The sequence below is a fragment of the Ketobacter sp. genome, from assembly GCF_003671495.1.
In the GTDB taxonomy this organism is placed as follows: Bacteria; Pseudomonadota; Gammaproteobacteria; order Pseudomonadales; family Ketobacteraceae; genus Ketobacter.
Map to the genome: position 1 here is coordinate 1 of NZ_RCHN01000043.1, position 14,779 is coordinate 14,779.

Genomic DNA, 14,779 nt, shown 5'->3' on the forward strand with positions numbered 1-14,779 from the left:
CATTGGCTTCGACGTCGATTACGAACCCTTAGGTGCATGTCGTGTGGGTAGCAACACACGTACTTCAAGTGCTGCAAATGATAGTTGCAAACGACGACAACTACGCTTTAGCCGCTTAAGGCTGAACCGTCCCGAGTTTTTGCTTGTGGGGATGACAGGACGGTAACTTTACACAAGATCGCAGCAAAGCGCGCCTGGCGCGGCGCTGTTAAAACTTAACAGGCTAGCTTGTTACTCCCTGTCTGGTCGGGCCGTAACGAGCGAAATTAATAGACAAGACTAAACATGTAGATCCTTAGGCAGAGGATTGGCGGACGCGGGTTCGATCCCCGCCGCCTCCACCAACAACGAAGCCCCTGCAGGCCATGCAGGGGCTTTTTGCTTTGCAGGCCCCGCACCTGAATTGGTGAACCTTTAAACATTCAGATAAAAGCCTTTATAAACAGCAACATAATCTCATGTGGCCAAGGCTTTCACCCTGTAGCAGGAGGCTGGGCCAGCCCCAACCACCCGCACCGCTCCAGCCCCACAATTTCCCCCAAATTTTTCTCACCTCATCTATTTATTTTTGAGCAAAAAAGCCGCATAGTTCGCCCAATTGTCAAGTAAAACGGTGACCTTTAACCTTCCCCCTTCGAGGACAACTATGCGAGCAAAATTCGGTGCCCTATTGGCAGCAATGACGATCACAACCGTGGTATCCGCTGAGGAACTGCATATCTACAACTGGTCAGACTACATTGCCGAGGACACCGTCTCGAAGTTCGAGGAGGAAACCGGCATCAAGGTGAGCTACGACGTTTACGACTCCAACGAAGTGCTGGAAGCCAAGCTGTTCGCCGGCCGTTCCGGTTATGATTTGGTGTTCCCCACCGCCCGCCCCTTCGCTGACCGCCATATCCAGGCCAAAGCCTACCAGAAGTTGGACAAGAGCAAGCTTTCCAACATCGGCAATCTGGATGCCGGCATCCTGACCTCCCTCAGCGACATTGATCCCGGCAACGCCTATCTGGTGCCGTATATGTGGGGCACCACCGGCATTGGCTACAACGTGGACAAGGTCACCGCGATTCTGGGTGAAATGCCAAAGGACACCTGGCGCCTGTTGTTCGATCCTGAAATCGTCGCCAAGCTGAGCAGCTGTGGTGTCACCCTGATGGATGACCCGACCGAGGTATTCGTGGCGGCACGGGCTTATCTGGGCAAAGACACTGCCGATTTCAGCGCAGACGCAGTGAAAGAAGCAGTGGATCAGATCAGCAAAGTGCGCAAGAACATCAAGTACTTCCACAGCTCCCAATACATCAACGACCTGGCCAACGGCGACATCTGCGTAGCGCATGGCTACTCCGGTGATATTCTGCAGGCTCGGGATCGTGCCGCAGAAGCCGACAATGGCGTAAAAGTGGCCTATGCCGTGCCGTCTGAAGGCGCCGTGGTGTGGACCGATGTGATGGCCATTCCGGCAGACGCCAAGAATGTCGACCAGGCGCTCAAGTTCATCAACTACCTGATGCGTCCGGACGTTATTGCCGCGGCCACCAATTTTGTGGCCTACGCCAATGCCAATGCCAAAGCGGCTGCGCTGGTGGACCCGGAGATTGCCAATGACCCGGGCATTTACCCCCCCGCCGCCACCCGTGAAAAACTGCTGGTGCTGAAGACTCCCACCGAAAAGCAGGCCCGCGACATGAACCGCGCCTGGACGCGACTCAAAACCGGTAAATAACCAAGATGTTTCCGGGGCCGCGTTAAGCGGCCTCACTTTTTGAGAGTACGAGATGGTTGCTGAGTCTCCTATTGTTCAGATCAAACAGGTTTCCAAAAATTTCGATGCGGTCTATGCGGTGGATGACATCAGCCTGGACATTTACCGGGGCGAATTCTTCTCCCTGTTAGGGGCTTCCGGCTGTGGCAAAACCACGCTGCTGCGCATCCTGGCCGGCTTCGAACAGCCTTCCTCCGGGCGCATCTTTATCGATGGCCAGGATATGACGGATGTGCCGGCCTATGCCCGCCCCGTCAACATGATGTTCCAGTCTTATGCCCTGTTTCCCCACATGAACGTGGCCGATAACATTGCCTATGGACTCAAGCGTGATGGCATGGGCAAAGCCGAACGGGCCGAGCGGGTGCAGGAGATGATGGCCCTGGTCAAAATCGCGGCCTACGCCAAACGCAAGCCGCATCAGCTGTCCGGTGGTCAACGGCAGCGGGTGGCACTGGCCCGCGCCCTGGCCAAGCAACCCAAAATCCTGCTGCTGGATGAACCATTGGGAGCACTGGATAAAAAACTGCGGGAAGAAACCCAGTTCGAGTTGGTGAACCTGCAGGAGCGCTTGAAAACCACGTTTATCGTGGTGACCCATGATCAGGAAGAGGCCATGACCATGTCCTCCCGCATTGCCCTGATGCATGCCGGGCGCATTGAACAGTTGGATACGCCCCGCCGGATTTACGAATTCCCGGCCACCCGCTATGCCGCCGGCTTTATCGGCTCGGCCAATCTGCTGCACGCCCACGTGGTCAGCCAGGAGGACGAACTGGTAACCCTGCGCAGCGAAGCCCTGGAACGCGAATTCGTGGTGCACCACGGCCAACCCCTGGCGCCCAATATGGACGTCAGCATTATTGTGCGTCCGGAGAAGATCCAGGTGGGCCCCGCCAATGATGCGCCCAACAAAGTGGAAGGCGTCATCAAGGAGATCGCCTATCTGGGGGATGTGTCGATCTATCACGCAGAGATCGCCCCCGGCGTTCGCATCAAATTCACCCAAAGCAATGTGCTGCCGCTGGCAGAACAACCCCTGAGCTGGGAGCAGGAAGTGCGCTTGAGTTGGTCGCCCTACAGCTGCGGTATTTTGAGCCAATGAACAAACGTCTTTCTGGTCTGATTGCCGGTATTCCCACTTTCTGGCTGGTGGTACTGTTTGTATTGCCGCTGCTGTTTGTGTTGAAAATGAGCCTGACCGAAGCCCGCTTGGGGCTGCCGCCTTATCACGACCTGATTCGGGAAATGGAAGACGGGCTCATCACCATCAAGATCAACTTCGGCAACTACGTGATTCTGGCGCAGGACTCCCTGTACCTGAGTGCACTCTGGGGTTCGCTCAAGATTGCCACCGTGTCCACCCTGCTGTGCATTCTGATCGGCTACCCCATGGCCTATGCCATTGCCAATTCCCCCAAGCACCTGCAGACCCCGTTGCTGATGCTGGTGATTCTGCCGTTCTGGACGTCCTTTCTGATTCGTGTCTACGCCTGGATCGGCATCCTGAAAAGCAATGGTTTGCTGAATAACTTTCTGATGTGGTGTGGTGTGATCGATGAGCCCCTGCAGATACTGCACACGGTCTGGGCGGTCTACATCGGGGACGCCTATTCCTATTTGCCGTTTTTCATCCTGCCACTGTACGCCACCCTGGTGAAGCTGGATCGCGGCCTGCTGGAAGCGGCGGCGGACCTGGGTGCCAGGCCCGTTATGCAATTTCTTACCGTCACCCTGCCGCAATCCATCCCCGGTGTGGTGGCCGGCTCCATGCTGGTGTTCATCCCGGTGATGGGGGAATTTGTGATCCCGGATCTACTCGGCGGCCCGGATGTGTTGATGCTGGGCAAAATGATGTGGATCGAGTTCTTCAACAACAAAGATTGGCCGTTGGCCTCTGCCCTCACTGTGGTATTGCTGGTGGCGCTGATCATTCCCTTTGTGTTGATGCAGAATTACGAACAACAGGACAGTAAGGACAAGGCATGAGCAAACTGCGCTGGTTGCAAATCACCGTGCTGTTGCTCGGGTTTGCCTTTCTCTACATTCCCATGATCAGCCTTATCGTGTACTCGTTTAATGAAAGCCGCCTGGTTACCGTGTGGGCGGGCTTCAGTACCAAATGGTATTCCGAGCTGATGGACAACCGGCAACTGCTGGGGGCGGCCTGGCTCAGCATCAAAATCGGTTTTTTGAATGCCTGCCTGTCGGTGATACTGGGCACCCTGGCGGCCATTGTGCTGGTGCGGTTTCGCCGCTCCCGGATGCGCAAGCCGCTGGATGTGATGGTGGCCGCGCCCCTGGTCATGCCTGACATCATCATCGGCCTGTCATTGTTGTTACTCTTTGTGTCACTGGAAAACCTGATGGGATGGCCGGAGCGGGGCCAGCTCACAGTGATTCTGGCTCACAGTACCTTCTCCATGGCCTATGTTACGGTGGTGGTGCGCAGTCGCCTGGTGAGCATGGACCGCTCCCTGGAAGAGGCGGCGATGGACCTGGGCGCCAGGCCCCTGTGGGTGTTCTTCACCGTCACCCTGCCGATCATTGCCCCGTCGCTGGTGGCCGGCTGGCTGCTGGCCTTTACGCTGTCGATGGATGATCTGGTGGTGGCCAGCTTCGTCAGTGGCCCGGGGGCAACAACCTTGCCCATGATGGTATACTCCAGCGTGCGTTTAGGAGTCAGCCCCCAGATCAACGCGCTGGCCAGCATCATCATTCTGGTGGTGAGTGTGGCGGTTCTGATCGCCGGGATTCTGATGTATCGCCAGGAAAAACGGCTGCGGCACTGAGCAGGTTTCCGTTGAGCGGGGGGCTGCGGCCCTTTAGCCACACTGGTGGACCTGCTATGCTGCTGCCCTTAAATACCATGGAGTTGCACCGGTGGCTCCTGCACTATTCGAGGTAAGCCATGCGCTTTCAGTTTCCCATCATCATCATCGACGAAGATTTCCGCTCCGAGAACAGTTCCGGCCTGGGCATCCGGGCTCTGGTGAGCGCCATTGAAAAAGAAGGCATGGAAGTGATCGGCGTCACCAGTTACGGTGACCTGAGCAGCTTTGTACAGCAGCAAAGCCGCGGTTCCTGCTTTATTCTGTCCATTGATGATGAAGAGTTCCACGGCGACCGCACCGAGGCCACCCTTGAGCAACTGCGTAACTTCATCACCGAGCTGCGCCTGCGCAACCCCGATATCCCGATTTTCCTGCATGGGGAAACCCGCACCTCACGGCACATTCCCAACGATGTGCTGCGCGAACTGCACGGGTTTATTCACATGTTTGAGGACACCCCGGAATTCATTGCCCGCTATGTGGTACGCGAAGCCAAAACCTATGTGGACACCCTGGCACCGCCGTTTTTCCGTGCCCTGGTGGACTACGCCCACGACGGCTCCTACTCCTGGCATTGCCCCGGCCACAGTGGCGGGGTCGCTTTTCTGAAAAGTCCGGTGGGCCACATGTTCCACCAGTTCTTTGGCGAAAACATGCTGCGGGCGGACGTGTGTAATGCGGTGGATGAGCTGGGGCAGTTACTGGACCATACCGGCCCGGTGGCCGCCAGCGAGCGCAATGCAGCCCGTATCTTTCACGCCGATCACGTGTTCTTCGTCACCAACGGCACTTCCACCTCCAACAAAATCGTCTGGAACAGTACCGTGGCCCCCGGCGATATTGTGGTGGTGGACCGCAACTGTCATAAAAGCATTCTGCACTCGATCATCATGACCGGCGCCATCCCGGTGTTCCTGATGCCCACCCGCAACAATTACGGCATCATCGGGCCCATTCCGAAAAGCGAATTCAAGTGGGAAAACATCCGCAAAAAGATCGCGAAGAATCCCTTTATCGACGACAAGACCGCCATGCCCCGGGTACTGACCATCACCCAGAGCACCTATGACGGCGTGCTGTACAACGTGGAGGAAATCAAGGAAGAGCTGGACGGTAAAATCGATTCCCTGCATTTCGACGAAGCCTGGCTACCCCATGCCGCGTTCCATGATTTTTACGGCGACTATCACGCTATGGGCGAAGGGCGCACTCCATGCAAGAACTCTCTGGTGTTCGCCACCCAGAGCACTCACAAACTGTTGGCCGGGCTTTCCCAGGCGTCGCAGATTCTGGTGCAGGATTCGGAAAGCCGGCAGCTGGACAAGGACCTCTTTAACGAGGCGTACCTGATGCACACCTCCACCTCCCCTCAATACGCCATCATCGCCAGCTGCGACGTGGCGGCGGCCATGATGGAACCGCCCGGGGGCACTGCCCTGGTGGCGGAATCCATCGACGAAGCCATGGAGTTCCGCCGTGCCATGCGCAAGGTGGATGAGGAATGGGGCGCCGACTGGTGGTTCAAAGTCTGGGGACCGGACGAACTGGCGGAAGAAGGCATGGGTGACCAGCACAACTGGACCCTGAAGGCCGGTGAGCGCTGGCACGGCTTTGGTGATTTGGCGGAGGGCTTCAACATGCTCGACCCGATCAAGGCCACCATCATCACGCCCGGGTTGGATGTGGAAGGGGATTTCGATGAGTGGGGCATTCCCGCCGGCATCCTCACCAAGTACCTGGCGGAGCACGGTATCATTGTGGAGAAGTGCGGGCTGTATTCGTTTTTCATCATGTTCACCATCGGCATCACCAAAGGACGCTGGAATACCCTGGTGACAGAACTGCAGCAGTTTAAGGACTGCTACGACACCAACATGCCACTGTATCGCTGCATGCCGGAATTTTTGGCCAAGCAGCCGGGTTATGAAGGCATGGGGCTGCGCGACCTGTGCCAGAAAATCCACGCGGTGTATGCGGAGTATGATGTGGCCCGCCTGACCACGGATATGTACTTGTCGGATATGGTGCCCGCCATGCGCCCGGCGGACGCCTGGTCCAAAATGGCTCACCGCGAGATCGAGCGGGTGGACATCGATGAGCTGGAAGGCCGGGTCACGGCAATGCTGGTCACCCCGTATCCCCCCGGCATTCCACTTCTGATTCCCGGCGAGCGCTTTAACAAAAACATCGTCGACTATCTGCGGTTTGCCCGCGCCTTCAATGAGCGCTTCCCCGGCTTTGAAACCGATACCCATGGTTTGGTGAAAGAAAAGGTGGACGGCAAGGTGCGCTATTACGTGGACTGCGTGAAAGACGACTGACCGTCTCTATAAGCCAATTGCAAAGCAGAGTTGATCCGGTGCGCGTTTGCGGCCGGATCAAACGCCACTCATGACCAACTGAGATCTTCGTTCCTGAACGGTGTGCTGCGTACCCGCTTGCCAGTGGCCTGGTAGATGGCATTGGCGATGGCCGGCCCGATGGGCCCCACCGGGGCCTCACCGATAATGGCAAAGCGATCGTGGCCGGATAGCGCGTCAAAGTGAATATTGATCCTGGGCATGTCCGCCATTTTCAACAGGGGCAGGCTGTCGAAGTTACCCTCTTTCACCGCGCCATCGACGATGGTGAGCCCTTCATTCAACGACATGCTCAAACCATAGATAATTCCGCCCTGGATCTGCTGGGCCACCGCATCCCGATTGACGATGCGGCCGCAATCAAAGGTGAAATCAATCTGCTGCACCTGCAGCTGGCCAGACTTGCTCACTTCCACCCGGGCCACGGCGCACACGGTTGCACCCCGTTGCCGGGAACCGGAGTGGGGCCAGTTGCTGATGGCGATGCCCCGCCCCTGGCCTTTGGGCAACGGCTGCCCCCAGCCGGCCTTCTCTGCGGCGATGCGCAGGCAAGCAGACCAGGCCGGGTCCCAGTGCTCCAATAACGCCAGCCGATACTGCAGGGGGTCTGCCCCGGCCGCCACCGCACATTCGTCGATGATGGATTCCACGGTAAAGGCGTGGGAGTTGTAACAGGGCCCGCGATAGGCGCCGGTATAGAAATGGGTGGGCAGGTTGCTGGTGGACAGGCGCACATTGGGAATGCCGCCATCGGCCGCATAGGCCATGTCCGCATAGCCCAGGTTCAGGGCCATGCCGCTGAAACAAGTTTCTCCCTGTAGTGACACCAACGTCCCCTGCTCGTCAAGCCCCGCCCGATAGCGCGCAGCCAGGGGCGTGCGATAGGCGCCCTGGCGGGTGGTTTCCTCCCGGGACCAGATCACCTTCACCGGCACACCCGGGTACTGGCGGGCAATGGCCACCACCGTACGCACATCGTCGCCGATGACCCGCCGGCCGAAGCCGCCTCCCACCAGAGTCTGGTGAAAATTGACCTTGGCGGGATCAAGGCCTGACTCGTCCACCGCCACCCAGAACGCCTGTTGCATATCCTGGGTGGCATGCCAGAACTCCAGACTGTCGGCGGTGTAGAGCGCCGTACCGTTTAAGGGCTCCATGGTGGCGTGCTCACACAGGGGCGTGCGGTAGGTGGCCTCCACCGTTTGCGCCGGTCGTACCTTGCTGATGTCACCGGCCTTGGTAAGGGGATCACCGGCCATGTTGGCCAGAACCTGGTCCTGGCGCTCAGCCAGTTTTTCGTTGGATGCCCAGAAACGCCCCAGGCCCAGATCCCACTCCACCGGCAGGGCATCCAGGGCCCGCTTGGCCTGCCAGTAATGCTCGGCAATCACCGCCACACCACTGCGCAACTCAGAACCTTCAAAACCGAAAGTGGGGTCTGCCTGTACCGGGGAACCGGGGGTCTTGGACGGGTCGATCACCACCACCGCTTTGACGCCGGGCATGGACAGGACGGCCTCCGGTTCGTGATTTTTCAACAGTCCGCCCTGCACCGGGCACTGCAGCAACGCCGCATGCACCATCCCCGGCAGGGTCACATCCATGCCATAAACGGCTTTGCCAGTGACGATGTCCGGCAGTTGCAACTTGTGGGGCTGGGTCTTGCCCAGCTTGCGCCATTGGCTTTGCGCTTTGATGCTGGGCTCCACCTCCAGTGGCACCCCGGCGGCCTCGGCGGCCACCTCCCCGAAGCGCAGGGAACGACCGGACGATTCATGGCGCAGCACGCTGTCCCGGGCGGTCACTTCCGCCACCGGCACCTGCCAGCGTGCAGCTGCCGCATGTTTCAACCGTTCCCGGGCACTGGCCCCCAACTGCAGAGTGTAGGGCATGCGATCATGGTCGGTGCTATGGCCACCAAAAAAAGGCTGCAAGCCCACGGCATAACTGCCTGGCTGGCGCAACTCCCGGCTGTAGGAGGCAAACTCCACTTTAACCTTGTCCCAGGCGCACTCCAGCTCTTCAGCGATATTCAACGCGTGCTGGGTGGTGGCTCCGTTGCCGATCTCCGGCGTGGGCACACTGACGATCACCGTGTCATCCGGCAAAATCCGCAGCCAGGGGGACAACTCATCACCGCTGCCACTCCATGCTGGTGTCGGTTGTGATGCGGACGGATTGCTGCCCAAGGCATTCACCGGTAACAGCTGCAAAGACAAGCCCCCGGCCACGGTGGAGGCGGACACCAGGAAGGCCCGCCGGGACAGTTTTCGATTCATGATGCCCTGCACCCGATGCTCTGGCTTCATGCGCCCTGCTCCTGCTGCTCTGGCTTCTGTTGCTCTGGCTTCTGCTGCTCTGAGCCGTGGAGGGCGCGAGCCGCTTGCTGGATGGCGGTGCGAATGCGGGGATAGGTGCCGCAACGGCAGATGTTGGACATCTGTACATCAATATCCTCGTCGCTGGGATTGGGCACCCGCTTGAGCAGATCCGCCGCTGCCATCAGCATACCGGCCTGGCAGTATCCGCATTGGGGCACATTCAGCTCCACCCACAGTTGCTGCAGAATGTGATCACCGGATTCCGACAGGCCTTCGATGGTAGTGATGTCGGCTCCGCCCACCGCTGCCACCGGCAATTGGCAGGAACGCACCGCCGCGCCGTTGAAATGCACGGTACAGGCCCCGCACAACCCGGCACCGCAGCCAAACTTGGTGCCGGTGAGGCCAAGGTGATCCCGCAGTGCCCACAGCAACGGGGTACTGGGATCAATATCCAGGGCGTGTGGCTGCCCGTTGAGGGTGAAACTGATGCTTGTCATTCTAGGCCCGCCCTCTTCTTCGCCAGCGCTTCAAAATCGGCATTGATGTTCGCCAACACCTGGTCGGTGATGGTGTTGCGATCAAACTTCTGCATGAAATTCAGGGTAAACCCCCGCCCCTGGCCAATGTCGGGATGGGTGGAGAAGCCCGGCAGGTAGCTGTCCACAATATCCCGGGCCTCGGGGTCGTCCAGAATCACCCCCACCAGGGTGGAACCGGTGGTATACACCACCACACTGGAACCCTCCAGCATTTCCAGCTCCGCGTCCAGGGCTTGCAGGCGCTGATCGGTAATCAGGTCAGGGTAGTAAGGCTGGATGTCCAGCAGGGTAAGCGGGCGGGCAACATTGATCTGGCGCAGCTCCGCCAGACCGGGCAGGTGTTGCTCCAGCAGGTCCCGGGCTTCGGTGAAATCCAGCAGGGCACCGATGTTTGACGCCTCCACCGAATAGGAGATCCCCGGCAGGGTCACGGTGGGTTCCTGGGACGGCAGGAAGTAGGAAACGGCAATGCCCAGCACCACCACCAGGATAAGGGTGCCGCCGATGATAAGAGGGAGTTTGCGTCGAGCCATCATAGTCTACAGACAGGTGCTATTCTCGTTATTTTCTCCCACTATACACCATTGTTGATTACAAAGAAATTTTCTCCTGGACCTGGGTGCGGGGCTGGATGCAGTTCAGGGTTCAGGGTCGGGCGTGGAACAGGTGGTTCAGGAAACGGGCGGTTTCGTTCAAGGCCTGGCGGCGCTGGCGGAAAAAACGAATGCTGAGGAAGCCATGTACGGTGTCCTTATAATCCAGCCAGGTCACCGGCACCTGGGCTTCCCGCAGTTTTTTCACATACTGCTCACCACTGTCATGCAGTGGGTCGAACCCGGCGGTCACCACCAGGGTGGGCGGCAACCCGGCATGACTGGGGGCCAGTAACGGGGACAGGTCAGGGTGGGCAAGATCCTCCACCTGACCGGCATAGGCTTCCCGAAACGCGGTCATCATGTCCCGGGTGAGGCCGTAACCGTCGCTGAAATTCAGCATGCTGTGGTTTGCAGAACCTTGCTGGTTTTCAGTTCGAGTGACGTGCTGGCGGTCGCTCAGGACAAGCCGAAAGTCCGTGAGCGGGTAGTAAAGGATTTGCGCAGCAATCCGTGGACCGGACTCCCGCAGCGCGCGCAATGCCACTACAGCACTGATACCGCCGCCGGCACTGTCCCCCGCCACCACCAGTTTGTTGGCGTCCGCCCCCAGCTGGGCGGCGTGTTCAGCCACCCAACGCACCGCGGCATAGCCGTCGTCAATGGCGGCGGGAAACGGAAAGCGCGGCGCCAGCCGGTAGTCCACCGACACCACAATGGTTTTGCCAGCGTTGGCCAGGGAACGGCACTGATCATCGAACTGATCCAGGTTGCCCAGGGTAAACCCGCCACCGTGAAAATACACCACCACCGGCAACTCACCAGCAAGGTTTGCCGTGACATTCGGCCAATAAACCCGGGCCGGAATGTCGCCCTCGGCGCCACTGATGTGGATGTCTTCCGTTTTGTGTACCGGTTCATTGGGCAGCGCCATGCTGAGGGGGTAGAGCAGGTTCAGTCGAACCGGTTGCTGGAACGCCATGCCCTTATCCGGTCGAAAGCGAATGCCGAACTCCAGCAGATTCAGGGACAGGGCCGCCCGCAGGTCCAACCGTCCATAGGGGGTTTGCGTATTCAGGTAGGCCAGGTACGCAAAGGCCGCTGCGGCCGCAAGGGCCATCCACCACGCACAGAGCCACCAGGCCAGAAGCCCGGCGAGCAACGACAACCGCAGCAGCATTTTTTTATTGTTCTGGATCATGTCAACTCACTGTTAAGAGGCGCAGGTTACTTCTGGCTCTGACTTGCCGGTGCCCTACCCCGCAACACCCAGATCAGAAAGCACGGCAAAAACGTCAGCGTGATGACAGTGGAACAGAAAATCCCCGCCAGCACCACCACCCCGACGCCCCGATACAGCTCGGTGCCCGCGCCGGGAATCAACACCAGCGGCGCGAGCCCGAAAATGGTGGTGAAGGTGGACATGAGGATCGGCCGCAGGCGCGTATTGAGCGCATCCATCACCGCATCCTGTACCGATTCATAACCCCGCGCCAGGTTCTGCCGGGTCTGGTCCACAATCAGGATGGGATTGTTCACCACCGTGCCCAACAGAATCAGGAAGCCCAGCATGGTGATCATATCAAACGGCTGGCTGACCCCGACGGCGTTCAACCCGATCAGGCCCACCAGACCACCGGCCAGACCCAGCGGAATGGTGGTGAGGATCACCAGCGGATAGCCCCAGTGATTAAAAATGGCCACCAGCAGCAGGTAAATCAGCACCAACGCCACCAGGAAGTTTCCGGTTAGCGCCCCGCGAGTAGCCTCCAGCTGATCCGCAGCGCCGGAAATATCAATGTTGACGCCGGGGGCCACATCACCGGCGGCCCGCAACTGCGGAATCAACTCATTCTGCACTTTGGCCACCGCGGTCTCCAACGCCACGGCACGGGGCGGGATGATGCGCAGGGTAACCGTACGACGACCATCGACGCGGCGTACTTCGGCACTGTCGACGGTTTCACGCAGGGTGGCCAGGGCGCTCAAGGGCAGCACGCCGCCGGCGGGGGTCATCACCGGCAGATCCTGCATGTGCTCCAGTTGCCGATGCTGGCCGGCATCGCTGAGCAGGAAGATATCCACCTTGTCGTCGTCATAGAAAAATTCGTCAACAAAGGCACCGTCACTGAGGGCCGCCACCGCATAGCCAAATTCATCGGCGCTGACCCCGTATTCCGCCAGCCGCTCCCAGTTGGGGCGCACCTCCACCAAGGGCTGGTCCAACGACAGGGAACGGGGTTCCGACTGGATCTGGGGATTATCAAACAGGGTTTCCGCCAGACGATAGGCACTCTCCCCGGTGGCATAAAGCTGGGCCAGATCCGGGCCGGAAATATCCAGATTGACCGCCCGGGTGCCACCGTCGTTACTGGAGATGATGGAACCCCGCGATGAGAAGGCCCGCATGCCGGGGTATTGCCGGAACAGGCCGGTCAGCGCCTCCATCATGGGTTCGATGTCGTGCTCGCGCACCGGCTCGGACAAGAACCAGATGCGACCGGAAAACACCGTCATGGCGTAATACTTGAGGGCCGGCACCGGCAGTTGGCCCTGGTCGAACAATGCCGGGTCGGCGTTCACTACCGGCTCAATCAACGCCCGCAACTCGGCGCCAATGCCTTCCATCTCCTGCAGGTTGTAGCCCGGCGGTGCAATCATCATGGTGAAGGCTTTGGGTTCTTCCCCTTCGGGCAGGTATTCCGCCGCCGGCATCCACCAATAGGCCAGGCCCACGGTGCTCACCAACGCCACCACCATGGTCACAAAACGGCGGGTGGGTAACGCCACCAGCCAGGCCACTTTCTGCATCAGCCAGCGTTGCAGACCCGTGTGCGGCTCGCCCTGGTTGCTATTCTGAGCTTGAGCACCGAATCCCATACGCGCGCTGGCCGCGGGCACCACCGCGATGGCCACCAGCATGGACGCCAGAATGGCGGCGGAAATGGCAATGGCAATGTCCGAATACAGCTGGCCGGCTTCTTCCTGCACAAACAAAATGGGCGCAAACACCAGCACCGTGGTCAACGACGACGCCAGTACCGCCGGCCAGACTTCGCGTACACCGGTCAGCGCCGACTCAAACAGGGACAGACCGCGGCGGCGCGCCTGCTCAATGCTTTCCAGCACCACAATGGTATTGTCCACCGTCATGCCGATGGCGAAGGCCACCCCCGCCAGGGAGATGACATTGATGGTGCGATCGAACGCCAGCAAACCCAGAAATGCGGCGATGGTACAAATGGGAATGCTGATCACCCCCACCAGGGTGGCACGGAACGAACGCAGGAACAGGAACATCACCAGGGTGGCCAGCGCCGCCCCCAATGCCAGGTTGGTCCACACATTGCGAATGGACGCCTGCACATAGCGCACATCGTCACCCAGCAACACCATGCGCAGACCGTTGGGTTCCAGCAGGTCCCGCTCCATGGTCTCCAACATTGGCAACAACTGCTGCTTGATGTTGATGACGTTGGAACCGGACTCGCGCCGCACCGCCAGACGAATGCTGCGTTCCCCTTCCTGATAGGCGCTGACACGGGATTCGTAATGATCCAGCACCACCGTGGCCACATCCTTGAGCCGCACAGTGGCGTTGTTGTGTTGCGACAGAATCAGGTTTTCCAGTTCCGCCAGCGTTTCAAAACGCCCCACCGTACGAATCAGGTAACGGCGCTTGCCGCTGTCGATATCCCCCGCAGAGGTGTCGGAATTGCGGGCCCGCACCACGCTGCGCACCTGCGCCAGGGTCAGCCCCCGTTGCGCGAGTTTTTCCGGATTGAACAGGATCTGCAGCTGACGCTCGGAACCACCGTGCACGTCCACCTCGGAGATGCCTTCGATACGCTCCATCCGCGGCCGCACAAAATCGTCCACAAAATCGAACATCATATCCATGTCCAACTGCAGCGGGTTGCCCGGCTGCGGCAGCACACTGAAATACATGAACGCGTTTTCGGAAAAGGAACTGCTGAACAGCCTGGGCTGATCCACGTTTTCCGGATAGGAAGACACCTGACTCAGGGCGTTGCTGACTTCAATCAGGGTTTCGTTGATATCCACCCCAAAGGGGAACTCCAGTTCAATGGAGGCTTCCCCGGTCTCGGCGCTGGACAGCATGCGTTGCAGATTGGGCACCGTGCGCAGATAACGTTCCTGCTCGATGAGGATTTCCTTTTCCACATCCTGCGGCGTGGCCCCGGCCCAGCCGGTTTGCACACTGATGGTCCGTACTTCCAGATCGGGGATCATCTGCACTGGAATACGCAGGGCGGACACCAGCCCCAGTACACAGACAATCAGAACCGTGACGCTGACAATAATGCCCTGGCGGATACTGGCTTCAAACATAATGCTTC

General features: G+C 59.1%; 10 protein-coding genes and 1 other RNA gene. 6 read left to right on the forward strand and 5 right to left on the reverse strand.

The genetic code is table 11. The annotated features are described in order from the left end of the window. The 6 genes from ssrA to D9N14_RS19220 all read left to right on the forward strand — a co-directional run. Nucleotides 1-344, forward strand: a transfer-messenger RNA (tmRNA) gene (gene ssrA / locus D9N14_RS19195); the annotation flags it as partial. Between the two features lie 302 nt (nt 345-646). Further along, the gene (locus tag D9N14_RS19200; RefSeq protein ID WP_411267961.1) at nt 647-1,729 is read left to right on the forward strand and encodes a polyamine ABC transporter substrate-binding protein; all 1,083 of its coding nucleotides are present in this window, start codon (nt 647-649) and stop codon (nt 1,727-1,729) included. Nucleotides 1,730-1,781: 52 nt separating this feature from the next. Then, entirely contained in the window at nt 1,782-2,873 is a 1,092-nt protein-coding gene (locus D9N14_RS19205; protein WP_290582782.1) for an ABC transporter ATP-binding protein, read from the forward strand. Continuing rightward, on the forward strand, nt 2,870-3,757 hold the full coding sequence (locus D9N14_RS19210) for an ABC transporter permease subunit (RefSeq protein ID WP_290582784.1): 888 nt from the start codon (nt 2,870-2,872) through the stop codon (nt 3,755-3,757). The genes D9N14_RS19205 and D9N14_RS19210 overlap by 4 nt, the downstream gene beginning before the upstream one ends. After that, nucleotides 3,754-4,560 (forward strand): ABC transporter permease subunit, encoded by an 807-nt coding sequence (locus tag D9N14_RS19215; protein ID WP_290582786.1) that lies wholly within the window; start codon nt 3,754-3,756, stop codon nt 4,558-4,560. The genes D9N14_RS19210 and D9N14_RS19215 overlap by 4 nt, the downstream gene beginning before the upstream one ends. A 119-nt stretch (nt 4,561-4,679) precedes the next feature. Continuing rightward, complete coding sequence (locus D9N14_RS19220) at nt 4,680-6,923, forward strand: arginine/lysine/ornithine decarboxylase (RefSeq protein ID WP_290582788.1); 2,244 nt, start codon at nt 4,680-4,682, stop codon at nt 6,921-6,923. A gap of 68 nt (nt 6,924-6,991) precedes the next feature. Here D9N14_RS19220 and D9N14_RS19225 read toward each other — a convergent pair whose 3' ends face one another. From D9N14_RS19225 to D9N14_RS19245, 5 genes are all read right to left on the reverse strand, one after another. After that, the gene (locus D9N14_RS19225; protein ID WP_290582790.1) at nt 6,992-9,271 is read right to left on the reverse strand and encodes a xanthine dehydrogenase family protein molybdopterin-binding subunit; all 2,280 of its coding nucleotides are present in this window, start codon (nt 9,269-9,271) and stop codon (nt 6,992-6,994) included. Next, nucleotides 9,268-9,783 (reverse strand): (2Fe-2S)-binding protein, encoded by a 516-nt coding sequence (locus D9N14_RS19230; RefSeq protein ID WP_290582792.1) that lies wholly within the window; start codon nt 9,781-9,783, stop codon nt 9,268-9,270. The genes D9N14_RS19225 and D9N14_RS19230 overlap by 4 nt, the downstream gene beginning before the upstream one ends. Further along, nucleotides 9,780-10,358 (reverse strand): hypothetical protein, encoded by a 579-nt coding sequence (locus D9N14_RS19235; protein WP_290582794.1) that lies wholly within the window; start codon nt 10,356-10,358, stop codon nt 9,780-9,782. The genes D9N14_RS19230 and D9N14_RS19235 overlap by 4 nt, the downstream gene beginning before the upstream one ends. A gap of 112 nt (nt 10,359-10,470) precedes the next feature. Beyond that, complete coding sequence (locus D9N14_RS19240) at nt 10,471-11,619, reverse strand: alpha/beta hydrolase (protein WP_290582796.1); 1,149 nt, start codon at nt 11,617-11,619, stop codon at nt 10,471-10,473. A 26-nt stretch (nt 11,620-11,645) separates the two neighbouring features. Next, nucleotides 11,646-14,771: an efflux RND transporter permease subunit gene (locus D9N14_RS19245; protein WP_290582798.1), complete on the reverse strand. Its 3,126-nt coding sequence runs from the start codon at nt 14,769-14,771 to the stop codon at nt 11,646-11,648. Nucleotides 14,772-14,779: the final 8 nt, after the last annotated feature.

Coding starts and splice junctions, on each gene's coding strand:
- D9N14_RS19210 (WP_290582784.1), top strand. CDS start 2,870: ATGAACAAACGTCTTTCTGGTCTGATTGCCGGTATTCCCACTTTCTGG.
- D9N14_RS19205 (WP_290582782.1), top strand. CDS start 1,782: ATGGTTGCTGAGTCTCCTATTGTTCAGATCAAACAGGTTTCCAAAAAT.
- D9N14_RS19245 (WP_290582798.1), bottom strand. CDS start 14,771: ATGTTTGAAGCCAGTATCCGCCAGGGCATTATTGTCAGCGTCACGGTT.
- D9N14_RS19215 (WP_290582786.1), top strand. CDS start 3,754: ATGAGCAAACTGCGCTGGTTGCAAATCACCGTGCTGTTGCTCGGGTTT.
- D9N14_RS19220 (WP_290582788.1), top strand. CDS start 4,680: ATGCGCTTTCAGTTTCCCATCATCATCATCGACGAAGATTTCCGCTCC.
- D9N14_RS19200 (WP_411267961.1), top strand. CDS start 647: ATGCGAGCAAAATTCGGTGCCCTATTGGCAGCAATGACGATCACAACC.
- D9N14_RS19235 (WP_290582794.1), bottom strand. CDS start 10,358: ATGGCTCGACGCAAACTCCCTCTTATCATCGGCGGCACCCTTATCCTG.
- D9N14_RS19230 (WP_290582792.1), bottom strand. CDS start 9,783: ATGACAAGCATCAGTTTCACCCTCAACGGGCAGCCACACGCCCTGGAT.
- D9N14_RS19240 (WP_290582796.1), bottom strand. CDS start 11,619: ATGATCCAGAACAATAAAAAAATGCTGCTGCGGTTGTCGTTGCTCGCC.
- D9N14_RS19225 (WP_290582790.1), bottom strand. CDS start 9,271: ATGAAGCCAGAGCATCGGGTGCAGGGCATCATGAATCGAAAACTGTCC.